This is a genomic window from Citrobacter sp. RHBSTW-01044 (genome assembly GCF_013781945.1).
In the GTDB taxonomy this organism is placed as follows: domain Bacteria; phylum Pseudomonadota; class Gammaproteobacteria; order Enterobacterales; family Enterobacteriaceae; genus Citrobacter; species Citrobacter braakii.
This window is the reverse complement of the sequence record NZ_CP056180.1, coordinates 438014-463015: the sequence shown is the minus strand read 5'-3', so window position 1 is coordinate 463015 and position 25002 is coordinate 438014. Positions and strand designations below refer to the sequence as shown.

The window sequence follows — 25002 nt, the reverse complement described above, 5'->3', positions numbered from 1 at the left end:
ATCACAAACGAAATGATGTAAAAAAACCGGAGATAGCTCCGGTTTTTTTATGCGTCAAATTCGCGATATTTGTAGGACGGATAAAGCGTTAAACACCGCCATCCGGCCTACATAAAGGCATTATTTAACGAACTCTTCACCCAGGGTGATATCTTTCTTCAGCGTATCCAGCATACCTTCCAGTGAGCTCTGCTCAAATGCGCTCAGCTTGCCGATAGACTGGCGTTCTTCTACGCCGTTTTTACCCAACAGCAGCGGCTGAGAGAAGAAGCGAGCATACTGGCCGTCGCCTTCAACGTAAGCACATTCAACCACGCCTTTTTCGCCGCTCAGCGCGCGAACCAGTGACAGGCCGAAACGTGCTGCAGCCTGACCCATAGACAGGGTTGCAGATCCGCCACCGGCTTTAGCTTCCACAACTTCAGTACCTGCATTCTGGATACGTTTGGTCAGGTCAGCCGCTTCTTGCTCAGTGAAGCTCACGCCAGGGATTTGTGACAGCAGCGGGAGAATGGTCACGCCAGAGTGGCCGCCAATAACCGGGACTTCAACGTCACCAGGCTGCTTGCCTTTCAGTTCCGCAACAAAGGTGTTGGAGCGGATGATGTCCAGCGTGGTCACGCCAAACAGTTTGTTCTTATCGTATACGCCTGCTTTTTTCAGCACTTCTGCAGCGATAGCAACGGTCGTGTTCACTGGGTTGGTGATGATACCGATACATGCTTTCGGGCAGGTTTTAGCAACCTGCTGCACCAGGTTCTTCACGATACCGGCGTTAACGTTGAACAGGTCGGAACGATCCATACCCGGTTTACGTGCGACACCCGCAGAGATCAGTACCACATCAGCACCTTCCAGTGCAGGGGTAGCGTCTTCGCCGCTGAAGCCTTTGATTTTCACAGCAGTAGGGATATGGCTCAAATCAACGGCCACGCCAGGCGTTACTGGAGCGATGTCGTACAGGGAGAGTTCTGAACCTGAAGGCAGTTGGGTTTTTAACAGTAATGCTAGCGCCTGACCGATACCACCAGCAGCGCCGAGGACTGCAACTTTCATCCTAAACTCCTTATTATATTGATAAGCAAAGTGTCTATTGCTCCGCGGCGGCGACCTTAATTCACAAATCCAACGAATACAACAACCACGCGTCAAGAATGCGTAGTCACGCAAATTTGGCTTTTATGCATTTAACTTACGTAAAATAAAACCTAAGTTACGTAATTCAAAACCACCCGCACAGTAGAGCAACTTTCCAACAGGTGCTGACAATATACCCTACCCACCTCTCAAAACAACATCAATTTGATAACATTTAATTTACTTTTAACCTTATTCGCGAGCCGTGACACAGGCATGTTTCTTGATAACGAAATTTGATAAAATTCCGCTCTTTCATAACATTATTTCAGCCTTGAACAAGGCAGACTGTTTGCATAAAAATTCATCTGTATGCACAATAATGTTGTTTCTACCGCCATATTACGGGTGACTTATGCGAAGCTCGGCAAAACAAGAAGAATTAGTAAAGGCGTTTAAAGCGCTGCTTAAAGAAGAAAAGTTCAGCTCTCAGGGCGAAATCGTCCTCGCGTTGCAGGATCAGGGCTTTGATAATATCAATCAGTCCAAGGTTTCTCGCATGCTGACCAAGTTCGGCGCCGTGCGTACCCGCAATGCGAAAATGGAAATGGTGTACTGCCTGCCGGCAGAGTTAGGGGTACCTACAACATCCAGTCCACTGAAAAATCTGGTATTGGATATCGATTACAACGATGCAGTTGTGGTTATTCATACCAGCCCTGGCGCTGCTCAGTTGATTGCACGTCTGCTGGACTCATTAGGTAAAGCGGAAGGTATTCTGGGTACAATTGCCGGTGACGATACCATCTTCACCACCCCAGCTAAGGGTTTTACGGTAAAAGATTTGTACGAAGCCATTCTGGAACTGTTCGAACAAGAACTGTAATACTTCCTCCCCGTCGCCTCGCGGCGGGGGAAAAACCTCTGTATCCACCCTCCTCCCTCTATTATCCACTGTCATTGATTTAACAAATGGTGCGTTTAACCGTCAAAAGTCATTCACATAGCGAATATGAAGAGTTAAAAACGCACATTTTGCAAAAATACATATCTCAATGATTTAATTGAATTTATTATAAAACCGATGCTTAAAACCCTATTTTTAATTCCGTTTTGTTATAAAAAATATTTTTCTTAATACTTAACCCGCACGGAAACAATTAGCGTGGTATTAATTTATCGAGTGATTAGTGTATACTTGATTTTGTGATGAGGGTCACGAAACGCAGACCCCAATAAAAGAATTCGACGAGGTAAATATCATGAAAATCAAAACAACTATTGCAACCTTAAGCCTTCTTTCTGTTCTCTCTTTCGGTGCAAGCGCCGCAGTGACTCAGGTGAACTCACAAGAAGCACAGAACCTGCAATCCATGGGCAGCATCTCCGTATCTCAGATCGGTAGCTCACCAATGGACATGCGTCAGGCCATCGCCGCTAAAGCTGAAAAAGCGGGTGCCAGCAGCTATCGCGTCACCGAACTCCGTGAAGGCGCTCACTGGCACGCGACTGCAGAACTCTACAAATAAACCCTCGTCGTCTAGTCCGACGACTTGCCCCCGCCTGCCGGGGGCTTTTTTATGCCTTACATTGAGTGACGAACGTTAAAGCGCAGCTGTCCTTCCAGCTCTTCTTCCGCTTCATCGAACAGTAAAATCAGCGCGCCGTATCGCCTGCGTAGCTTGTCCGGCAAATGAACAAATTCAATCTCCAGCGGCAGCGGTAAAACGTCCCCGATAACCACCTCCCACAGAGAATCTAAATCAACCACCTTTTCCCGGGCGAGACCGAACGCGCGCGTAAACTCACGGTAGAAATCCCCCTGGTCTTCTATCTCGTCAAAATCAAATGTATAGATGTTCATCTATAGCCACCATCCCGACGCCAGTCACTCTACAGACCATCAATATGCAGGAACCTCCTGCATTTTCAGGTAAGTATAGCCATAAAAAAACCGACGCTTTTAGCGTCGGTTTCCAACTCTTAATTACTTGTTAGCGCATGCTGGTATTTGTGCAGCATCCCGCTAAGTCGTTTTACCGGCTCGGTCACCTGCGGCGGCGCTTGCCAGATGATTAATTTCTCCTGATAGATCTCAAGCTCTTCCAGCAGCTGGCTAAAGTAGCGTCGGCGCTTGTCGTCGTTTCCTGCGGAAATCACGTGATCCGCAGTGCGACGAAGCTGGCGATGGAACGCGGATAGATCCTCGTTTACCGGTATCGGCGCATCGCGCAGGCGCTGATGCGCAATGATCATCGTCAGAGCCAGGCGAAACTTCGCCAGGTCGCCGGGAAATTTGTTCATCAGCAAAAATAGCTGCTGATAAAGCGCCGGGAGATGGTTTTCTTTACGACGTACCACGTTGGTGGTCATCGCTGAAACCGCCGCCGAGACAAACTGGTTGAGCAACACGCGACCCGTTCTGTCACGAGAGTTATCGCGCACCAACAGAATGACGATAAATGCCAGCACGCAGCCAACAATTTGCCCCAGCGCACTATCAAGGAACTGGCTAAAGTGGAAGGTCATCGGGTTATCCAGCACGATGATATTAATAGTGCTGGCCAGAGCCCCCATTGATCCCAGTCGTCGTTTCTGTACCTCTATACCCAGAAAGAACCCCAGCACCGCCAGGCTCAGGCACAGTAACAACATGCTTTGTTGCGTATTGGGGATAATCACCAGGAAATAGAGCGCCCCGAGCGGTAACGCCGCCAACGTACCGTAAATAAAGTCTATCGCCACCATGCGCGGGTTGGGCAAACGCATTGCCAGCGAAGTGACAACCGCAATCATCACCATTGCGCCGCTGCCGGAGGTCCATCCGGTCCACAGCCAGAATAAAGTTCCCAGCACACAAGAAAGCGTGGTGCGCCAGAAGTTGACCATCGCATGATGGCGCTCGGCAGACTCCACCTTCACTACTGGCTCACCTTGCAGGATCTCTTCTTCCGTGGCGCTAATTTTGGTATTACTCACTACACCGCGTTTGAGCAACAGGTAGCGCGTCGCGGCGCCTGCCCAACTATATATCGTGATCGGCGTTTCGCGTTCGCCGGTCCAGGCAATCACCCGCCGCATCCGCTTCAACTGTTTATGAACATCCTGCACCGTTTCAACCGGCATATTGAACAACTCGCGGAAGGTATCAGTGATCAGTTCGGGTCGAGTGTTCTGAATAAGATAGGTTTCGCAGGACTGCGTGATGAGCGTGAGTGACAGCGTGTTCAATGCTTTGAGTCTGCGGTTAGCCCGCCCCCAGCGTGAGGACTCCATATTCAGGTTACTTCGCATGCCTTCCAGTGCCGCCGTACGCCGGACTAAATCGCCCCAGGCTTTGTCCACTTCTTCACTGTCACCATGCTTAATGCACAACTGCATAAGCTGATACTGCGCCACCAGCAGGCTGTCCAGTTCGACATCAATCTCCTGTTTCACCGAACGGGGCGAAAAGAGCAGATCGGCCACAATAGCACAGACAATCCCCATCACTATTTCACTACAGCGTTCGAGCGCAAATTGCGGCGTCAGCAGTGGTTCAGCCTGGATGGTAATGACGATGATCAGCGCCGTATAGCCCGAAAGTCCCCAGGCATAGGAGTTTTCGATCTTCACAAGCGACGAGATCCAGGTACAAAAACCGGCCCAGATACAACACACCAGGATCATCAATAACGGGGCGCGGATCATGCTGATGATAATGATCAGTGCAGCAATACAGCCGATAAATGTCCCGACAATACGCAGCATGCCGCGATAGCGTATAGCACCAGAATAGGGCTCTCCGCCAGCGGCAAAGGCCGGGCCAGCCGCCACAATGGCGGCGGTCAGCACCGCCCAGCGCGGGGTCTCAAGTTGGAAGTGAAAGCCAACGAACAGCGCCAGTACAATCGCGCACGCCAGTTTTACCGCAAAGCGGATATGCTGGTTGGCAATAGAGAAAATGCCCATCACGATTAGCCAAACTCGCGCAGGCGATGCGCCATTTTACGGAAGAAGGATTCCCGGCTTGCATCGCGATCCTGCTTGCCGGTAATGACGACGGTAGCCGTAGTCCCCGCAGGCCACAGGGTTCCCTGCTGCTCATCAAGACGAATTCGCACCGGTACACGCTGCGCCAGGCGCACCCATTCGAGATTGGAATCAATGGTCGCCATACCCTTTGCGTCCCGCGTGCTGCTGGCATTCGTTACGCCAGCCGCCACGCTATCAACGGTGCCCTTCAGCACATGATTACTGCCCAGCGGGGTGATCTCTGCGCGATACCCAGGGCGGACGCCTTCCAGCTTGGTTTCTTCCATATAGGCCAGCACATAAAAAGAATGCTGTTTGACCAACGCCACCGCCGTAGAGCCGCGAGTAATAAATTCGCCGCTGTAGACGTTCAGGTTAGTCACCCAGCCATCTGCTGGCGCGCGAATGACGGTACGTTCCAGATCTAATTTCGCCAGGTCGCGGGTCGCCTGCGCCTTCGCAAGCTGGTGTAATACGGTTTGCAGGACATTGTTTGACTGGTCAATCTCTTCACGAGACATAGCCTGCACGCCCAGCCGATTACGACGGCTGGCCTCCTGGCGTTTTTCCTGCGATAACACCTGATAGTAGGCGACGTCTGCTTCCGCTTCTTCGAGCGCTTTTTTATAGCGCGGCTGATCGATGGTAAACAGAACCTGGTCTTTCTTCACCAGTTGATTATCATGAACGTTGACGTTAGTGATAAGCCCGGCGACATCCGGGGCTATTGCCACAACGTCGGCGCTGAAGCGCGCATCACGCGTCCACGGCGACTCGGTGTAGAACACCCATGCGCGGAAAATGGCGATGAAGGCCAGAATGACCAGTACGAGAGTCGTGGCCGTACGGGAGAGTTTTCTTGTTAGTGTTTTCACTTCAACCTCAAACGAACAGGCGCGTTATTAAATAGAACAGGCAGCAATACAGCGCGGTGTTAAACAGAGCCGGGTGCCAGACAAAATCATAGATGCCAGTTGGAACCAGAACCCGGCGCACCAGCCAGAAAATCGCCAGTGACAAAAGTAATTCGAAAAAAATCGGTGGGAAGGACAGACCAAACACCACGATAACGGGAAACAGACTCATGTTGACCTTGGTAGCTTAAGAGAGTGCAGGTGATAGATTTTCTAGCGTATGCCACCGCAGAGAAGGGCAAGGATGAGCCAGGCGAGAGCGACATAGCTGTTATTTGAATAATAATATATTAACGTAACTGTTATGCTGTTATCTATATTATGTGATCTAAATCACTTTTAAGTCAGAGTGAACAATGGAACGATTAAAACGTATGTCGGTGTTTGCCAAAGTTGTCGAACTGGGCTCCTTCACCGCCGCCGCAAGACAGTTACAAATGAGCGTTTCATCGATAAGCCAGACGGTCTCTAAACTGGAAGATGAGCTACAGGTCAAGCTGCTAAACCGCAGCACACGCAGCATTGGGCTAACCGAAGCCGGTAAAATTTATTATCAGGGCTGCCGCCGGATGCTGCACGAAGCACAGGATGTTCACGAACAGCTTTATGCCTTTAACAACACGCCCATCGGCACCTTGCGCATTGGCTGTTCTTCAACCATGGCACAAAATGTCCTCGCTGGGTTGACCGCAACGATGCTGAAAGAGTATCCAGGATTGACGGTAAATCTGGTAACAGGCATCCCGGCACCGGATTTAATCGCCGACGGTCTGGACGTGGTTATTCGCGTCGGCGCGTTGCAGGACTCCAGCCTGTTTTCACGTCGCCTGGGAACCATGCCGATGGTAGTCTGCGCCGCTAAAAGCTATCTCGCGCAGTTTGGCGTGCCGGAAAAACCCGCCGATCTCAGTAACCACTCGTGGCTGGAATACAGCGTGCGCCCGGATAATGAATTCGAACTTATCGCTCCGGAGGGGATCTCTACCCGCCTGATCCCAGAAGGGCGCTTCGTGACTAACGATCCGATGACGCTGGTGCGCTGGCTGGCCGCAGGCGCGGGTATTGCCTATGTGCCGCTGATGTGGGTGATCAATGAGATCAATCGTGGCGAAGTGGAGATCCTGTTGCCCCGCTACCAGTCGGATCCACGTCCGGTCTATGCACTGTATACCGAAAAAGACAAACTACCGCTCAAGGTCCAGGTGGTGATTAACTATCTGACGGATTATTTTGTCGATGTGGCGCAGCTGTTTCAGGGGATGTACGGCCGGGGCAAAGAGAAATAAAAAAGCCCGGTAGCGCTTTGCTTACCGGGCCTACATTCAGTGCCAGCGCACATTCCAGGCCGGATACGCTGAGCGCTATCCGGCGACCGGGTCGTTACGCGGTGCCACCTACGGTCAAGTTATCCACCTTCAGCGTCGGCTGGCCCACGCCCACCGGCAAGCTCTGTCCTTCTTTACCGCAAACGCCAACCCCGTTATCCAGTTTCAGGTCGTTACCCACCATCGAAATCTGCTGCATCGCTTCGATACCGGAGCCAATCAGCGTTGCGCCTTTCACCGGTTTGGTCACTTTACCGTTTTCAATCAGGTACGCTTCGGACGTCGAGAATACAAATTTCCCGGAGGTGATATCTACCTGACCGCCGCCAAAGTTAGGCGCATAAATACCGTATTCAACGGATTCGATGATTTCCTGCGGCGTGGATTTCCCCGGCAGCATATAGGTGTTGGTCATACGCGGCATCGGCAGGTGCGCGTAAGATTCACGGCGACCGTTACCCGTTGGCGCTACGCCCATCAGACGCGCATTCAGTTTGTCCTGCATGTAGCCTTTCAGAATGCCGTTTTCGATCAGCACGTTGTACTGACCCGGTGTCCCTTCGTCATCGATAGCCACAGAACCACGACGGTCCGCCATTGTGCCATCATCCACAACGGTACACAGTTCTGATGCCACCAGTTCACCCATGTGACCACTGAATACCGAGGTGCCACGGCGGTTAAAATCACCTTCCAGACCATGACCGACCGCTTCATGCAGCAGAACGCCAGGCCAACCAGCGCCGAGTACCACCGGCAGCGTACCAGCAGGCGCTGCTACCGCGGACAGATTGACTAACGCCATGCGTACGGCCTCTTTCGCCCACGCGTCGGCACGGACTTCACCATCGAGGTCGCCAAGGAAATAGTCATAGCCAAAACGACCGCCGCCACCGCTGGCGCCGCGCTCACGCTTACCGTCCTCTTCGACCTGTACGCTTACGGACAAACGTACCAGCGGGCGGACGTCAGCGGCCAGCGTACCATCAGTCGCGGCCACCAGGATCAGTTCATAAACACCGGTCAGGCTGGCGGTCACTTCCTGGACGCGTTTGTCGGTGGCACGGGCCACGTTGTCTACGCGGCGCAGGATATCGAGTTTTTCTTCACGGCTCATGCTCTGCAACGGATCAACCGAGGTGTAAAGGGCCTGATGCTCCACGGCCCCCAGCGTTTTTACTTTGCCGTCACCGTTGTCACGCACGATAGTACGCGCGGCATGAGCGCTTTGTTCCAGCGCCAACAGGCTAATCTGGTCTGCATAGGCAAACCCTGTTTTCTCGCCGCTGATGGCGCGCACGCCAACGCCCTGATCGATATTGTAAGAACCATCTTTAATGATGCGGTCTTCTAAAACCCAGGATTCGTGATAGCTCGACTGAAAATAGAGATCGCCGTAATCAAGACGGCGTTCGGCCAGTTGGCCCAGGATGGCAAACAGATCCTGATGTTTCAGGCCATTTGCCGCTAGCAATTGTTCACTTACCAGGTTCAGACTCATCGTTTTGATTACTCATTTAATTCTGCCGGATAGCGGAAAAAAACGCCTTATCCGGCCTACGTTGTTAGGCTGCTGTAGGCCGGATAAGCGCTGCGCCATCCGGCAATACTATGTACTGAGATTGGGGCAATTACTCGCCCCCGTCAAATCATTGCTGGCTTTCTTTGCGCGGCTGACGCAGAACTTCGTTAATTTGCGGCTTATCGACCGGACCGGTGATGCGATAGCGCAGAATCGAGACTTTGCTCCACAGCGGCCCCAGCACCTTACTGGCGGCAAACACCGCCGCACCAACAATCGGGTTGACGGCAAACGCGGCGGCAACGCCTACGGTGGCAGATATTTCTGGTGCAACGATGGCTTCCATGTCCAGATCCCGGCGTACCAGATTCACTGAACCTTTCATCGCAATATCGGCTTCCAGACCGTCCACCAGCGTGTCGTCGGTATGCATCACACCATCTTTGATCCACGCCGTGCTGCGAATCGAGTCGAAATAGAAGCCTTCGCTGAAGGTGTCGCTAAAATCAAAGCGCAGTTTACGCAGTAACGCATCGAAGCTTAGCAGACGTAACAGTTGCCCAGCATGTCCGGTACTGAGTTCGGTAAGTTCGCCTTTGCCCAGCCGGGTACGCAAAATACCATTCAGCGAGGCTACATCAGGATCCCACGGCGGATTACGCCAATGCAGATCATACTCCACGTTGAATGAAGAATTGCGAATCGGCGTTGATACGCCAAAGAAACCGGCTGCGGAGTCAATTTTATTGCCGCTCAGTTTACCCTTCAGCGACGTTCGCTCCTTGCCCGGCGCATTCACCCACACGCCGTCGGTGGTCAGTCTGGCAAAACCCGTATCCAACAGACCGTTACTCAAGGTCAGCGTGTCGCCTTTAATCGCTACATCGGCGTCAATGCGCCCGTATTTCTGTCCCCACATCCAGCACTCGGCACAGCGCAGCTGAAGGTCCGGCCAGCCACGGAAGCTGACGTTGTCGATGGCTGAGAACGGCGAGGCTGGCGTACTATTTTGTGACGGTTTTGCCGCGCTTGGGTTGTAATAAAGATACTTAATATTGGCCAGCCACGGCGCATTATTGCGCATAGCCAGCGTGGCGTTAATTTCACGGCCCTGCGCCTGCACGGTGGAGCCATTGCTCGCAGGCTCAGAAACGATACTCAAATTATTCCACTGTTGACCGCCCAGGGATAACGATGGCGTACGCACCGTGATGCGCTGCGGGAAGTTAGCGTTGCTGCCCACGTTATCCACAGCGCCTTTCTGGAATAACGCCAGCCATTGCGCGCCATCCATAGGGGGAAGATTAAGCTCTATGCCTTGTTGATCGGGTAACGCTGGCACGGTGCGGCTTTCCGACGCCCAGATTGCGCGGTCAAGCGTCAGTTTCTGATTCAGCAGCCAGCGGCTGTTAAAATGATTTTTACTGCCAGCGTTGCCGGTCAGATCAAAGCTGCGCAGATTGCCGTTGGCCTTAACGTTCACCGGCAACGCCTCACCGGCCGCCTTATTCAGTGGAGAAGGTAAGTGACTACTTACATTCTTGAGGTCGCCCTTTAACTCAACGTTGTAGGTTGGCCCGGCATGATACGGAAGATCGATTCCTACCTTGCCATTCCACGCTATGCTACCGTTCAACGCGTCGTTGACCTGCGCCGGTAAAATCCCCATGCGGCTTGGCTGCCAGTCACCTTGCAGATTCACGGCTACCTGATAGGCTTTCGCCCCTTCGGTCGTGGAAAAGTCGACGTTCAGCGGCTGATTAAACCAGTTCGCGGTCATCGGCTCGCTCTTCAGATCACCGTTGATAAAGCTGAAATTACCATTCAAATTCTTCAGCGTGCTGTCGAGCGGTTTAATAAACAGGCTGTTATTACGCAGGTTGACGTCACCTTTGGCGGTAACCAGCGAGCCGTCTAGCGGAATATCAAGATGTAAGCGAGCATTCACATCGCCGTCAATCTGCAACTGCTCAAGCGTAGCGCCGAGTGAATCCTTCAATGGCGTCTCATCAAAATAAGGTCCAACCGCCTTGCCCGGCCCGTTGATGTCGGCATCAATCAGCAGTTTTTCTTTGGCATAGTCGGGGATGTTAGCCGTCAGATTACTGGCCTTCACACCGCCCAGATTAACGCTATCGGTCTTCATCCACAGACCGTCGTTAATGAAGTTCAGTTCAATATTAAGGTCAGTCAGCGCGGGCCAGTCGGGCTGGAAAGCAAACTTCGCATTGCGAAGCGGCACCAGTACCTGGAACTGCCCTTCATTGTGTAGATACGGGAACAGATGCGGGTCGCCGCCATACACCAACGTGGCGTTATCCGCTTCGCCGCCCTGAATAGCGCCGCTGAGGTAATCAACAAGCTCTTTGCCCATCAGGTTTTCCGGGAAGTAACGCCAGGCCTGAGAGCCATCGTCGGTGCTGATACCTGCCAGAATGCCCAACCATGGCTCATCATTGGCGGGCTGCAGATAGCGAAAACCACCGCGTGCGTGTACCGCTTTCGCTTTAACATCAATATTGCGCCCATCTAACTGGAAACCTTTATCATTCTTCAGCCAGCTTAGCGTCGCTACGCCATCCTCTATTTCCAGCGGTGCGCGAAAGACGGTTTCATACGGCATTTTAGCTTGCTTCATGGAAGCAGTGAGCGCCCCGTTTTCAACGCTGCCCGCGAGCGTACCGGAGAAATGTTCTGCCCCTGGCAGCAGCTTCCACTGTTTCCAGGCCAGATTGGTCCACGAGGACTGGAAGCGAGTTTTTTCTGTTGCCTGTAACGGGATATCCAGCGCCAGCACATCTATTTTGCCGCTCGGCTGCGTGGCCCGCCAGATATCACCCAGCGCAGGCGATAACTTGGCCGCCATCGGACGCAGCCCTTCTAACCCGGCCAGCTCCAGATTGCTGGCGCGGATGCGTAGCTCGTCGCTGCGTTTGTTATTCTCGCCGCCGACTTCCTGTTCAGGGATCCAGGCCAGCGTTAACGCCCCGCTTGGCCAGGGTTTATCATCCATCGTGATACGGGTATCGGGAATGGAGAATTGCCAGCCCGACTGTTCGCGGCTGATGTGCGCCGTCAGGTTATCGACGGAGAGCGTGTGCGTACGACTCTCTCCCAGCCAACTTGCCCCACCTTTTTTCAGCCAGACATCGCCGCCGGAAACGACACCTTTTCTGATCGTCATCCATGCTTCCAGGCTAAAACGCGCGGTTTGCAACGCGACATTATCCTGCATCCATTTACCCAGCCACGGCTTGACGTCGATATCGTCGGCCTGCAGCCAGACCCGACCGTTATTCAACAGCCCGTTGTCATCACGCAGATCCATTCGCACCTGCATAACACCGTGCTGCCCGGTCAAACTGGAGAGACTGACCAGGCCTTCAGCGCGATGTCGGTTTTTACCGTTAAGCCAGGTAAGCTGTGGGATCGCCAGTTCTGCACGCTGGCCTGAGAGGGTTAAAAAGCTAATCTGGCTGTCGCGTAGATCGAAATGATCAAACTGACGCAGGAAGAGATCGCTCAGGTGGCCGGCTTCAATTCCATCACCGCTTTCGCTGCGCTGGATGGGGGTATTGGTACGCAGTTGCAACTGCCAGAAGGTGAGATCGCGAAACTGCCAGCGCATGTGCAGCAAGCTTTGCCAGACATCCAGCGCTAATGTGACCCGCTTTACCGAAAATTCACCGCCATCTTTAAGCTGCGCATGGATATCGCGCGCTTCAAGAGTAGGACCGAAATTTTGCCAGCTAGCGGAAAGTTGGCTGGCGGAGACGGGCAGACCGGTAGCGGATTCAATCTTGTCAAGGATGGCCGGACGCCAGCTATCAAGATGAGGCAGCGCAAGGCGCAGCCCACTGACCAGCAGCGCTGCGATGACAACGAATGCGGCTCCAGTGAGCAGTAATATCCCCGGCAATCGCCTCACGCGCCTCTCCTTGTCTACCAAAAAATGTGACTCACAAAACCGTCTTGCCGGATGGCGGCGTGAACGCCTTCTCCGGCCTGCAAGGTATCGCCATTGGGCGTTTACCAGGCCAGATTACATCATGACAACGTCGAACTGCTCCTGGTTATACAGCGGTTCGACTTGTACTTTAACCTGTTTGCCGACAAAGATTTCCACTTCCGCCAACGCATGTGACTCTTCCCCCTTCAGGGTTTCAGCCACTGCCGGAGATGCATAAACCAGGAAACGATCGGAGTCATATGCATGGTGTACCCGCACGATTTCGCGCATGATTTCATAGCATACAGTTTCCACGGTTTTCACCGTACCGCGCCCATGACAGGTCGGACACTCGTTGCACAGCACATGTTCCACGCTTTCACGCGTGCGTTTGCGCGTCATCTCCACCAGGCCCAGCTGTGAAAAACCGTTGATGCTGGTTTTTACGCGATCCTTGCTCAGCGCCTGTTCCAGAGAGTGCAGCACCCGTCGACGGTGATCTTCATTATTCATGTCGATAAAATCGATAATGATAATGCCGCCGAGGTTACGCAGACGCAGCTGACGAGCAATGGCCTGCGTTGCTTCAATATTAGTATTAAAGATAGTGTCGTCGAGATTACGATGCCCAACAAACGCTCCGGTATTGATATCGACGGTGGTCATTGCTTCAGTTTGATCGATGATCAGATAGCCGCCGGATTTCAGTTCAACCTTGCGTTCCAGCGCGCGTTGGATTTCATTCTCAACGTCAAAGAGATCAAAAATGGGCTGGCGCCCGCTGTAATGTTCCAGCTTGCTGGTCATCTCGGGGATATATTCCGCTGTGAACTCCAGCAACGCTTCATAGGTCAGACGAGAGTCAACGCGGATCCGGTCAAGCTGGGCATCCGCAAAATCACGCAACACGCGCTGCGCCAGCGCCAGTTCGCCGTACATCTGGTAGCGCGTTTGCGGGCGCTTTTTACGCTCCATGACTTTAGTCCAGACGCGCTTCAGGTAGGCAGCATCCGAGGCTAGATCCTCCTCGCAGACGCCTTCCGCCGCTGTGCGAATGATGAATCCGCCCTGTTCATCGCAGTAATCCGCCACCACTTTTTTCAGGCGTTCGCGTTCGGTTTCGCTTTCGATACGTTGGGAAACGCCAACGTGCGAAGCACCCGGCATAAAGACGAGGTAACGGGAAGGAAGCGTGATGTCCGTCGTCAGGCGTGCGCCCTTAGTTCCCAACGGATCTTTTACTACCTGCACCATCAGATCCTGGCCCTGGCGCACCAGTTCAGAAATGTCGCGCACGGTGAACTGTTTTTGTTCTTCACCCGCCACGCATTCGGTGTGCGGCATGATGTCTGAAGCGTGAAGAAATGCGGCTTTATCCAGTCCAATATCTACAAAAGCCGCCTGCATACCCGGAAGTACACGACTTACACGACCTTTGTAGATATTGCCTACGATTCCGCGTCGCGCCTCACGTTCAATATGAATTTCCTGCAGAATACCGCCATCAATGTAAGCCACCCGAGTTTCCGATGGCGTTACGTTTACCAACAATTCAGCCGTCATGTTTATCCCTTTTCTCACGCAGTGCGTTAAAATTGGTCAGCAACTCATACGTTTCTACCAGCGGTAAGCCGACTACGGCGTGATAGCTGCCATTGATCTTCCTGACAAAACAGCCACCCAACCCTTGAATACCGTATGCACCTGCTTTATCCATTGGTTCACCGCTGGCAACATAGCCCGCGATGTCCTCATCGGTTAGTGCTCTGAACGTCACTTCCGTCACCACCAGACAGTCCAGACTGTGCCGGCGGTCGGCCAATGCCACGGCGGTCATGACCTGATGCGTTTTGCCCGACAGTTTGCGCAGCATTACTGCGGCATGGGCGGCGTCGTGTGGTTTTTCCAGCACTTCGCCATTAAGGATAACAATGGTATCCGCACCCAATACAGGCAAATCACGCTGCGCCAGCGCCACGCCAGCCTGCGCTTTTTCGCGTGCCAGACGCGAAACATACTGCTGCGCGCTCTCCTGCGGGTGTCGCTGTTCTTCAATCCCAGGCACCAGCCGTTCAAAGGTAACACCAAGCTGAGCGAGCAGTTCCTGACGACGTGGAGAACCAGAAGCAAGATACAGAGTATTCATATCAACCTTATTGCACCGCAAACTGCTGACGGACCTTACGCATCAGTAAGAATAGCCATGGCCAAAGCACACCATTCACTACACTACTCCAGAACACTTCGGGTCTGAAAGAGACATTGATCACTAAAAACTCGGCCCAGAAAACAATAATATCCACGACCAGTGATAACAACATGACCACCAGCGCCTGTTGCCAGAGCGCGAGGTTACGGAATAGTTGGAATTTCAGCGCGACCAGATAAGCAATGATACTCATCGACAATGCGCGCACGCCAAGCGTGGAGCCGCTGATGAGATCCAGTATGGCACCCACCACAAACCCCGTGCCCACATTTACGCGATGCGGCAGCGCCAGGATCCAGTACAACAAGATGAGCAGTACCCAGTTTGGCCGGAAAACCAGAATATCGTCCGGCCAGGGCATGACTTGCAGCAACAGTGCAATAAGGAACGAGAGCCAAATCACCCAACGTCCCTGGCTACGATAGCTTGCCACTTACTGTCCTCCCGGCTTACGCGGAGCAGGTTGTGGCGGCGTGGTACCCGCAGGCGCTGGAGTCACGCCTGTGGCGGGAGCTGGCACTGGCGCAGGCGGCCCCATGGCATCTGGTGCAGGCAGAACTTGCGGCATCATTTGCATCAGACGTTCATTGGCAACGCGGTGCACTTCTTCTGGCGTCATCGGATTTGCGCCGTTACGATCGGCGCCCCACAACAGCAGCAGATAACGCAGACGCTGCAGACCCGCGGTCGGGCGTGCCTGAATCACGGTATAAGCGCGCTGAGTGTCCAGCTTAACGGAAGAAACAACACCAACCGGATAGCCTTCAGGGAAACGCCCCCCCAGACCCGAGGTAACCAGCACATCGCCAACGCGAATGTCGGTGTTGGCCGGCAGGTGTTCGAGCTGAAGATCGTCGGTGCAGCCGTTACCGGCAGCGATCACGCGGATATCGTTACGCAGTACCTGAATGGGCAGAGCATGCGTCGCATCGCAAATCAGCAGCACGCGGCTGGTCAGTTTAGCCACCGCTACGACCTGACCCACAACGCCTTTGTCGCTAATAACCGGCTGACCTTCGTAGACACCATTAACGCTCCCTTTGTCGATCACCACCTGATCGCTGTAAGGGTCATTAACCGTTGAGATGACCTGCGTCACCATCTTTTGTTCGTCCTGACGCAGCGGCGATCCCAGCAGCTCACGCAAACGCGCGTTCTCCTGTTTATATTGCCCCAGCATCAGCAGCTCGCTGTTTTTCAGCAGCAGTTCCTGACGCAACGCCCGATTTTCAAGTTCGAGTTGGTCACGCGAAGCCAGCGTTTGCGAAACGCCGTCGAGTAATTCACGAGGACCATTTGAGATAAAGTAGAAAGGACTGACGGCGGTATCCATGTACGTTCGGATTTGACTAAACGTACCCAGGCGGCTGTCGGCAATAATAACGCCGAGCGCCACCAGCACCGCCAGAATAAGGCGAATCTGTAGCGACGGGCCACGGCTAAAAATTGGCTTCATAGTCTATGCGTATTCTCGTATCAGAGCGGAAGGGCAACCCGCGGGCTACCCTACCTGCATCCGATTACTCTTCGCTGAACAGGTCGCCGCCGTGCATATCGATCATTTCCAGCGCCTTGCCGCCACCGCGCGCCACGCAGGTCAGCGGATCTTCAGCAACAACAACTGGAATACCGGTTTCTTCCATTAACAGACGGTCAAGGTTACGCAGCAGAGCACCGCCACCGGTCAGTACCATGCCGCGTTCGGAGATGTCAGACGCCAGTTCTGGCGGACACTGTTCCAGTGCAACCATCACCGCGCTCACGATACCGGTCAGCGGTTCCTGCAGGGCTTCCAGAATCTCGTTGGAGTTCAGGGTAAAGCCGCGTGGAACACCCTCTGCCAGGTTACGGCCGCGAACTTCGATCTCGCGTACTTCGTCGCCCGGATAAGCGGAACCGATTTCGTGTTTAATACGTTCTGCGGTGGCTTCACCGATCAGAGAACCGTAGTTACGACGAACATAATTAATGATGGCTTCGTCGAAGCGGTCACCGCCAATACGTACAGAAGAGGAGTAAACCACGCCGTTCAGGGAGATAACGGCAACTTCAGTTGTACCACCACCGATATCCACAACCATAGAACCGGTTGCTTCAGAAACTGGCAGACCCGCCCCGATCGCAGCCGCCATCGGCTCTTCGATCAGGAATACTTCACGGGCGCCTGCGCCCTGAGCGGATTCACGGATCGCGCGGCGTTCAACCTGAGTTGCTCCAACCGGTACACATACCAGTACGCGCGGGCTTGGGCGCATGAAGCTGTTGCTGTGCACTTGTTTGATAAAGTGCTGGAGCATTTTTTCAGTCACGAAGAAGTCAGCGATAACGCCGTCTTTCATTGGGCGAATGGCAGCGATATTGCCCGGTGTACGACCCAGCATCTGCTTCGCGTCATGGCCCACTGCGGCTACGCTTTTTGGCGAGCCGGCACGATCCTGACGAATGGCCACAACAGAAGGCTCATTCAATACGATGCCTTGTCCTTTCACATAAATAAGGGTATTCGCGGTACCCAGGTCAATGGACAGGTCATTGGAAAACATGCCACGAAATTTTTTCAACATACTAAGGGATAATCCTGAAAGCTGGGGCGGAAAACAAAATCCGCTTACTTTACCAACCACACGCAGCAGCGACAAGGCGCAAAAATCATCTGCTACGGTGAAAATTAGTGCAGTTCGTTTCCTTTGTTACAAAATCGGCCTGAGTCCATCAGGGCTGAATAAATCAGCAGCACTCCTCGCTTTTGTTTGCAACCTGTCAAAGGTCATTCACCTGCATGTTTGCTGTTACAACCTGGCGAGCAGACAAGCACACCCCCAGAAGGCACAGCGCGCGTTATTCTACGTGAAAACGAATTAAACGGCAGGTTAAACCGAGTATCTTTGCGAATATTTTTTCACGTTAGTGTCAAGTGGCTGTGATGCGGCAAAAAAATCCCCTTGCCCACCCGCAACTCCGCGTTCCGTCAGCGTATGCCACTCGCTACGCGAACGAACGCCCGTGGCGTAAACCTGCGTTGGTGTTCCAGAACAAGCCTCCACCAGGCTTTGCACCAGGAGCTGGTTTTCGGTTCGCTTATCAATATTCCTCACCAGGCTTGGATGCAGCTTCAATAACTCAACGTTAAGCTCTTTGATCCAACTGGTGCTCACCAGCGTTAAACCCGCCTGCGTAACGGCAATTCGCACACCCAGCGCATTCATCAATCTGATGACGGGCTGTAACCGGCTGATATGTTGACAGACATCTGCCTCAGCAAGTTCAATAATTATGCGTTTGCGTAATGATTTTTCGCACTGCATCAGCGTATCACGTAGCCAGCGCTGAAAACGTGGGCGAATTAGCGATTCAACCGTTGTCTGCATCGCCAGGTTTTCCTGCGGCCAATAGCCCAACAGTAAGATCAGACGGCTGATTTGCAGACGGTCATATTCTTCAGCCAGGCCAAACTGCAGGACCATCGGCATATATTCCGCCGAAATAACCTCTTCGCTGCCATCAAAAATACGGCACATCAGCTCCCGGTGGTGCACCCGTCCTTCACGGGTTACCGCAGGCTTTTGATAAATTCTGGGTCCACCCCGGCTGAGCATCTGTTCGATCAGCGTTCGCCAGCGTACGTTACCCCGACCTTTTTCCGGTAGTGAGTCATCATAGACCGACCAGCTGTTCCCACCCTGCAATACCGAGTTCCGCGTGGCGGCTTCGGCGTGATCCATCACTTGTTCCGTCGACTGACCGCTGCGGCAAACACAAATGCCAATATGAACCATATCGGCACGGTCGATCATTTTATTAGCCGGAAGCGCATCTACCGCTTTTAATAATTGCCCGGCAATACTTTCCGCCTCTTTCAGCGTGCGGTGTGGCAACAGGATGGCAAAATCGCTACGGTGGTAGCGCGCCAGCAACGCGCCCGGATAGCGCGTCATAAAAGTCGACAACAAATTGATTAGCGTTGAAATTTGTTCTTCAGCAAGGGTAATTCCCCAGCTATCGCGCAGCAGCGTAAAGTCCGGCAGGCGTACCATCATCACGACGCCATGCGATCCCACTTTTTCCTGATCTTCCAGCAGCGTTGCCAGTTGGTTATCAAAGAACAGGCGGTTGCTTAGCCCGGTTTTTGTATCCTGCGCCACATAGGAACGAATCAGCGTATCCAGTCGGCTACGTTGCTCGCGGGCACTTTGAATTTCGGTCAGCAGCATATCGAGCGCGCTACTGGTACGCGCAGGCCATTCATAAACAGTCCCCCGCACGTTAGGTCCACGTTCGCCGTTAAGAATGCGCGTTGAACGAATCTCCAGCAACTCTTGACCTGAAAGCTGACGCTGAAGCCAGCGCACAGACAAAAAGAGCATCAGTATAATGAAAGCAATCGCCAACGTGAGCGGCGCGGTAGTCATCAGCGAATGGAAATAGTTGCCCATTGGATCCTGATAAACCAGACGCAGCGACATGCCCGGGTGTTTGACCAACGGGACGGTAACATCACGATACAGATTGTTCGTCCCCGCCGGGCGGTAGCTGCTGGTTCGGGAGTGGTCATACACCACGTGTTCGCCCTGTAGCAGTTCGACGCGCACGATATCAACCGAAACCATCAGTTCATCGATTTGCGGGGTTAGCGCAACGACATCGCGGGAGACAAGGTGCGTATCAATCGCCGTCGCCACCGCCTGAACACGGGTGGTGAACTTATATTGAATCGCGTTATAGAAACTCAGCGAGCAGCCGATCAGAGTAACGAAGATCGTTAACCCTGTAAGCAGCGTCACAAAAGCTGAAAATTTCGTCGTTAATCGCATCCTTGTGTTAACTCCGACAGTTATGAAACAGGCATGAAAGTGATAAAGCGGCGCGAAAATGCAAAACTGAACGCAAAATCTGTCCATTTATACAAACAGTGTGGGCATACTACCAAATTAGGTATATCTGGCAATTTATTGCGCGGAATCGGCATCATGTTTTGATTAGCGAGTATAGTCTTCATTAATAATTTTCCAATCCACTATACGAATTGAGGACAGGTTATGCAGGCTTTGATCTTAGAACAGCAGGACGGAAAAACCCTCGCATCCGTTCAACCCCTCGACGAAAATCAGCTACCGGAAGGCGATGTGACGGTGGATGTCCACTGGTCAAGCCTGAACTATAAAGACGCCCTGGCTATCACCGGCAAGGGTAAAATCATTCGCAATTTTCCGATGATTCCTGGTATCGATTTCGCCGGTACCGTGCGCGCAAGCGAAGATCCCCGTTTTCATGCAGGTCAGGAAGTTTTACTGACCGGCTGGGGCGTGGGTGAAAATCATTGGGGTGGACTGGCCGAACGCGCACGCGTGAAAGGCGACTGGCTGGTTGCGCTGCCACAAGGGCTGGACGGACGTAAAGCCATGGTCATCGGTACCGCTGGCTTTACCGCCATGCTGTGCGTCATGGCGCTTGAAGATGCAGGTATTCGCCCGCAAGACGGTGAGATTGTCGTCACCGGCGCCAGCGGCGGCGTGGGCAGCACGGCCGTGGCATTACTGCATAAGCTGGGTTATCAGGTTGCGGCGGTTTCGGGTCGCGAAAGCACTCACGACTACCTGAAGAGCCTGGGCGCTAACCGTATCCTTAGCCGCGATGAATTTGCTGAATCTCGCCCGTTGGAAAAACAGCTGTGGGCTGGTGCGGTTGATACCGTTGGCGACAAAGTTCTGGCAAAAGTCCTGGCACAGATGAACTACGGTGGCTGCGTTGCTGCCTGCGGCCTGGCTGGCGGTTTCGCTCTGCCGACGACGGTGATGCCATTCATTTTGCGTAACGTTCGTTTGCAAGGGGTGGACTCGGTGATGACCCCGCCGGCACGCCGGGCAGAAGCCTGGGCGCGTCTGGTTAAGGATCTACCGGACTCTTTCTATGCTCAGGCCGCCACGGAGATTACGCTGGCGGATGCGCCGAAGTTTGCCGATGCCATCATCAATAACCAGGTGCAAGGTCGTACGCTGGTGAAGGTGAAGTAACAAGCTCTGGCGCAGAAATTTACACTTAATTAACGAAATTTCGCGGCATATCTACAGACTCCCTGCCATATTAACTACGCGTCCCCTGTCAGTTATGACGCGTAAGCCGGGAGTCTGTTATGAAGAAATTACGTCCATTTACAGAAGCCGACGTCACTGACGAGTCGGCTTTTTTTATGCAACGCCGCCAGGTACTGAAAGCATTAGGAATCAGCGCCGCCGCGTTGTCTTTCCCCCTCTCTGCGCAGGCTGACCTTCTTAGCTGGTTTAAGGGGAATGACCGCCCGCCCGCGCCCGCGGGTAAGCCGCTTGATTTCAGTAAACCCGCCGCCTGGCAAAATTCGCTTCCTTTAACGCCAGCGGATAAAGTTTCTGGCTACAACAACTTCTATGAGTTCGGTCTCGATAAAGCGGATCCGGCAGCCAATGCTGGCAGTCTGAAAACCGATCCGTGGACGTTAAAAATCAGTGGTGAGGTGGCAAAGCCACTCACCCTCGATCACGATGCGCTGACCGCCCGTTTCCCACTGGAAGAACGGATTTACCGGATGCGCTGTGTGGAAGCCTGGTCAATGGTCGTGCCGTGGATTGGTTTTCCGTTACATAAACTGCTGGCGCAGGTTGAACCCACCAGCAACGCAAAATATGTCGCCTTCGAAACGATCTACGCACCGGATGAAATGCCCGGACAAAAAGATCGCTTTATTGGCGGCGGGCTCAAGTATCCCTATATCGAAGGACTGCGTCTGGATGAAGCTATGCATCCACTCACTCTGCTTACCGTGGGGGTTTATGGAAAAGCTCTTCCCCCACAAAATGGCGCGCCCATTCGCTTAATTGTGCCGTGGAAATACGGATTTAAAGGCATTAAGTCGATCGTGAGTATTAAACTAACTCGCGAACGCCCCCCGACAACCTGGAACCTGGCCGCCCCCAATGAATATGGATTTTATGCCAACGTGAATCCGCATGTCGATCACCCGCGCTGGTCCCAGGCCACTGAGCGTTTTATTGGCGCAGGCGGTATTCTGGACGTTCAGCGCCAACCCACGCTGCTGTTTAACGGTTACGCCGACGAGGTCGCTTCGCTGTACCGTGGTCTTAACCTGCAGGAGAATTTTTAAGTGCGCCTGACTGCAAAGCACATTACCGGACTGAAAGTTTGCCTGCATCTTGCCGGCTTTTTACCGTTTGTCTGGCTATTTTGGGCGGTGAATCACGGTGGTCTGAGCGCAGACCCGGTCAAAGATATCCAGCACTTTACCGGTAGGACAGCTCTGAAATTCTTGCTGGCGACCTTGCTGGTCTCTCCCCTCGCGCGCTACGCTAAACAGCCATTATTGATACGCACACGGCGCCTGTTAGGGCTATGGTGTTTCGCCTGGGCAACGTTGCATTTAACCAGCTACGCACTCCTGGAACTGGGCATTCATAATCTGGCGCTGTTAGGACGGGAATTAATCACGCGACCTTATTTGATGCTGGGCATTGCCAGTTGGGGCATATTATTCGCCCTCACGTTAACCTCCACCCAGTCGGCTCAGCGAAAACTGGGCAAAAATTGGCAGTATTTGCACAACTTCGTCTATCTTGTGGCGATCCTGGCACCCATACATTATCTGTGGTCGGTAAAAATTATCTCCCCTCAACCGATTATTTATGCAGCACTCGCTGTGGTGTTGTTAGCCTGCCGTTACAAGAAGTTTCGCCAGTGGTGGCGGTAGTTTCACGTTATGTGCAGTGCGTTACAAAATGTGGACGATCCGATTTTCTTTACATGTTAACGGTTGATTATCTTCCCTGATAAGACCAGTATTTAGCTGCCAATTGCTACGAAATAGTTATAATGTGCGACTTTGCTATCCCCGGTAGCGTTTTTAGAGCGCTGAAAGGGTGACATTCGCATGTTGAAGGTATATTTTGTCTTTTACCCGAAAATGGCAGAAGATAGCCGCACAATGACTAACAAGTCTGGCAATCTCACTTAATGGCAACCGCACCCAGTGCAATGCCTGAGATGCGTGGCATCTTGTCACTCACTGTTATAAAAATGCTATACAGACGGCGGTAAAACGCTTGTCACAATCTCACTAAACAAAGAGTACGGAACCCACTCATGGATATTCGTAAGATTAAAAAACTGATCGAGCTGGTTGAAGAATCAGGCATCTCCGAACTGGAAATTTCTGAAGGCGAAGAGTCTGTACGCATCAGCCGTGCGGCGCCAACTGCAAGTTTTCCAATGATGCAACAGGCTTATGCTGCACCAGTGATGCAGCAGCCAGCTCTGTCTAACGCTGTCGCACAAACTGCCTCTCCAAGTATGGAAGCTCCGGCAGCAGCGGAAATCAGTGGTCACATCGTACGCTCCCCAATGGTTGGTACGTTCTACCGCACCCCGAGCCCAGATGCGAAAGCGTTCATCGAAATCGGCCAGAAAGTGAATGCGGGCGATACCCTGTGCATCGTTGAAGCCATGAAAATGATGAACCAGATCGAAGCCGACAAATCCGGCGTAGTGAAAGCGATTCTGGTAGAAAGCGGTCAACCGGTAGAATTTGACGAGCCGCTGGTCGTCATCGAATAACGAGGCGAACATGTTGGATAAAATTGTTATCGCCAACCGCGGTGAGATCGCCCTGCGTATTCTGCGTGCCTGTAAAGAGCTGGGCATCAAGACTGTCGCTGTGCATTCAAGCGCGGATCGCGATTTAAAACACGTATTGCTGGCGGATGAGACGGTCTGTATTGGCCCGGCTCCGTCCGTAAAAAGCTATCTGAACATCCCGGCTATCATTAGCGCTGCTGAAATCACCGGCGCAGTGGCAATTCACCCGGGATATGGCTTCCTCTCTGAGAATGCCAACTTTGCTGAACAGGTAGAACGTTCCGGCTTTATCTTCATCGGCCCGAAAGCCGACACCATCCGCCTGATGGGCGACAAAGTGTCCGCAATTACCGCGATGAAGAAAGCTGGCGTACCGACAGTCCCAGGCTCTGACGGCCCGCTGGGCGACGACATGGACGCTAACCGCGCTCATGCTAAACGCATCGGTTATCCCGTTATTATCAAAGCCTCCGGCGGCGGCGGCGGTCGCGGTATGCGCGTCGTGCGCAGCGATGCCGAACTGGCACAATCCATCTCCATGACCAAAGCGGAAGCGAAAGCGGCTTTCAACAACGACATGGTTTACATGGAGAAGTACCTGGAAAACCCACGCCACATCGAAATTCAGGTGCTGGCAGACGGTCAGGGTAACGCGATTTATCTGGCAGAACGTGACTGCTCCATGCAGCGTCGTCACCAGAAAGTCGTCGAAGAAGCACCAGCACCGGGCATTACTCCGGAACTGCGTCGCTACATCGGCGAGCGTTGCGCCAAAGCGTGCGTTGATATCGGCTATCGCGGGGCAGGTACTTTCGAGTTCCTGTTCGAAAACGGCGAGTTCTACTTCATTGAAATGAACACCCGTATTCAGGTTGAACACCCGGTAACCGAAATGATCACCGGCGTTGACCTGATCAAAGAGCAGCTGCGCATCGCTGCGGGACAACCGCTGTCCATCAAGCAGGATGAAGTTGTGGTTAAAGGCCATGCGGTAGAATGCCGTATCAACGCCGAAGACCCGAACACCTTCCTGCCAAGCCCGGGTAAAATCACGCGTTTCCACGCGCCAGGTGGCTTTGGTGTGCGCTGGGAGTCTCATATTTACGCAGGCTACACCGTACCTCCGTACTATGACTCAATGATCGGTAAGCTGATCTGCTATGGCGAAAACCGCGACGTAGCAATCGCCCGTATGAAAAACGCGTTGCAGGAACTGATCATCGACGGTATCAAAACCAACGTTGATCTGCAGATCCGCATCATGAATGACGAGCATTTCCAGCACGGTGGAACCAATATCCACTATCTGGAGAAAAAACTCGGACTTCAGGAAAAGTAAGCGTGCGTTAACTGAAAAGGCCGGAAATTCCGGC

Annotated in this window: 21 protein-coding genes; 8 read left to right on the top strand and 13 right to left on the bottom strand. The window is 52.9% G+C overall.

From position 1 onward, the window contains the following. Window positions 1-120: 120 nt before the first annotated feature. Window positions 121-1056, bottom strand: coding sequence for a malate dehydrogenase (mdh, locus tag HV352_RS02285; RefSeq protein ID WP_008785953.1), 936 nt, complete (start codon window positions 1054-1056; stop codon window positions 121-123). 436 nt (window positions 1057-1492) lie between these two features. On the opposite strand from mdh, the gene argR reads away from it, so the two are divergent. Then, window positions 1493-1963: a transcriptional regulator ArgR gene (gene argR / locus HV352_RS02280; RefSeq protein ID WP_003025162.1), complete on the top strand. Its 471-nt coding sequence runs from the start codon at window positions 1493-1495 to the stop codon at window positions 1961-1963. A 376-nt stretch (window positions 1964-2339) separates the two neighbouring features. Next, window positions 2340-2606: a peroxide/acid stress response protein YhcN gene (yhcN, locus tag HV352_RS02275; RefSeq protein ID WP_003025165.1), complete on the top strand. Its 267-nt coding sequence runs from the start codon at window positions 2340-2342 to the stop codon at window positions 2604-2606. Window positions 2607-2662: 56 nt separating this feature from the next. On the opposite strand, the gene HV352_RS02270 is transcribed toward yhcN, so the two are convergent. The 4 genes from HV352_RS02270 to aaeX form a co-directional block, all read right to left on the bottom strand. Then, on the bottom strand, window positions 2663-2941 hold the full coding sequence (locus tag HV352_RS02270; protein WP_016154709.1) for a barnase inhibitor: 279 nt from the start codon (window positions 2939-2941) through the stop codon (window positions 2663-2665). A 119-nt stretch (window positions 2942-3060) separates the two neighbouring features. After that, window positions 3061-5028 carry a p-hydroxybenzoic acid efflux pump subunit AaeB gene (aaeB, locus tag HV352_RS02265; protein WP_016157585.1) on the bottom strand — a complete coding sequence of 656 codons (1968 nt, stop codon included), beginning with the start codon at window positions 5026-5028 and terminating at the stop codon, window positions 3061-3063. A 5-nt stretch (window positions 5029-5033) separates the two neighbouring features. Beyond that, complete coding sequence (gene aaeA, locus HV352_RS02260) at window positions 5034-5966, bottom strand: p-hydroxybenzoic acid efflux pump subunit AaeA (RefSeq protein WP_016154711.1); 933 nt, start codon at window positions 5964-5966, stop codon at window positions 5034-5036. 7 nt (window positions 5967-5973) lie between these two features. Beyond that, window positions 5974-6177, bottom strand: a complete 204-nt coding sequence (gene aaeX / locus HV352_RS02255) for a p-hydroxybenzoic acid efflux pump operon protein AaeX (protein WP_003025177.1) — start codon at window positions 6175-6177, stop codon at window positions 5974-5976. A 184-nt stretch (window positions 6178-6361) separates the two neighbouring features. Between aaeX and aaeR the strand changes: the two genes are divergently transcribed. Then, complete coding sequence (gene aaeR, locus HV352_RS02250) at window positions 6362-7291, top strand: HTH-type transcriptional activator AaeR (RefSeq protein ID WP_016157586.1); 930 nt, start codon at window positions 6362-6364, stop codon at window positions 7289-7291. A 94-nt stretch (window positions 7292-7385) separates the two neighbouring features. On the opposite strand, the gene tldD is transcribed toward aaeR, so the two are convergent. The 8 genes from tldD to csrD all read right to left on the bottom strand — a co-directional run bounded on the left by tldD (window position 7386) and on the right by csrD (window position 19821). Then, window positions 7386-8831 carry a metalloprotease TldD gene (tldD, locus tag HV352_RS02245; protein WP_019077799.1) on the bottom strand — a complete coding sequence of 482 codons (1446 nt, stop codon included), beginning with the start codon at window positions 8829-8831 and terminating at the stop codon, window positions 7386-7388. Window positions 8832-8979: 148 nt separating this feature from the next. Continuing rightward, window positions 8980-12780, bottom strand: coding sequence for an AsmA2 domain-containing protein YhdP (gene yhdP / locus HV352_RS02240; RefSeq protein WP_181635167.1), 3801 nt, complete (start codon window positions 12778-12780; stop codon window positions 8980-8982). A 114-nt stretch (window positions 12781-12894) separates the two neighbouring features. Continuing rightward, complete coding sequence (gene rng / locus HV352_RS02235; protein WP_003828822.1) at window positions 12895-14364, bottom strand: ribonuclease G; 1470 nt, start codon at window positions 14362-14364, stop codon at window positions 12895-12897. Continuing rightward, window positions 14354-14947: a nucleoside triphosphate pyrophosphatase gene (locus tag HV352_RS02230; RefSeq protein WP_016157589.1), complete on the bottom strand. Its 594-nt coding sequence runs from the start codon at window positions 14945-14947 to the stop codon at window positions 14354-14356. The genes rng and HV352_RS02230 overlap by 11 nt, the downstream gene beginning before the upstream one ends. 7 nt (window positions 14948-14954) lie before the next feature. Continuing rightward, a complete protein-coding gene (gene mreD, locus HV352_RS02225; RefSeq protein ID WP_003025196.1) occupies window positions 14955-15443 on the bottom strand; it encodes a rod shape-determining protein MreD in 489 nt (162 codons plus the stop codon). Continuing rightward, the gene (mreC, locus tag HV352_RS02220) at window positions 15444-16466 is read right to left on the bottom strand and encodes a rod shape-determining protein MreC (protein WP_016154716.1); all 1023 of its coding nucleotides are present in this window, start codon (window positions 16464-16466) and stop codon (window positions 15444-15446) included. 64 nt (window positions 16467-16530) lie between these two features. Continuing rightward, complete coding sequence (mreB, locus tag HV352_RS02215; RefSeq protein WP_000913396.1) at window positions 16531-17574, bottom strand: rod shape-determining protein MreB; 1044 nt, start codon at window positions 17572-17574, stop codon at window positions 16531-16533. A gap of 306 nt (window positions 17575-17880) precedes the next feature. Continuing rightward, window positions 17881-19821 (bottom strand): RNase E specificity factor CsrD, encoded by a 1941-nt coding sequence (gene csrD, locus HV352_RS02210; RefSeq protein WP_016154717.1) that lies wholly within the window; start codon window positions 19819-19821, stop codon window positions 17881-17883. 225 nt (window positions 19822-20046) lie between these two features. Between csrD and HV352_RS02205 the strand changes: the two genes are divergently transcribed. The 5 genes from HV352_RS02205 (at window position 20047) to accC (ending at window position 24968) form a co-directional block, all read left to right on the top strand. Continuing rightward, a complete protein-coding gene (locus tag HV352_RS02205; RefSeq protein WP_047358541.1) occupies window positions 20047-21021 on the top strand; it encodes an MDR family oxidoreductase in 975 nt (324 codons plus the stop codon). Window positions 21022-21140: 119 nt separating this feature from the next. Next, entirely contained in the window at window positions 21141-22145 is a 1005-nt protein-coding gene (gene msrP / locus HV352_RS02200; protein WP_046275076.1) for a protein-methionine-sulfoxide reductase catalytic subunit MsrP, read from the top strand. After that, window positions 22146-22745: a protein-methionine-sulfoxide reductase heme-binding subunit MsrQ gene (msrQ, locus tag HV352_RS02195; RefSeq protein ID WP_016157592.1), complete on the top strand. Its 600-nt coding sequence runs from the start codon at window positions 22146-22148 to the stop codon at window positions 22743-22745. A 392-nt stretch (window positions 22746-23137) separates the two neighbouring features. Next, entirely contained in the window at window positions 23138-23608 is a 471-nt protein-coding gene (accB, locus tag HV352_RS02190) for an acetyl-CoA carboxylase biotin carboxyl carrier protein (RefSeq protein WP_181635166.1), read from the top strand. 10 nt (window positions 23609-23618) lie between these two features. Then, complete coding sequence (accC, locus tag HV352_RS02185) at window positions 23619-24968, top strand: acetyl-CoA carboxylase biotin carboxylase subunit (protein WP_003828838.1); 1350 nt, start codon at window positions 23619-23621, stop codon at window positions 24966-24968. Window positions 24969-25002 lie beyond the last annotated feature (34 nt).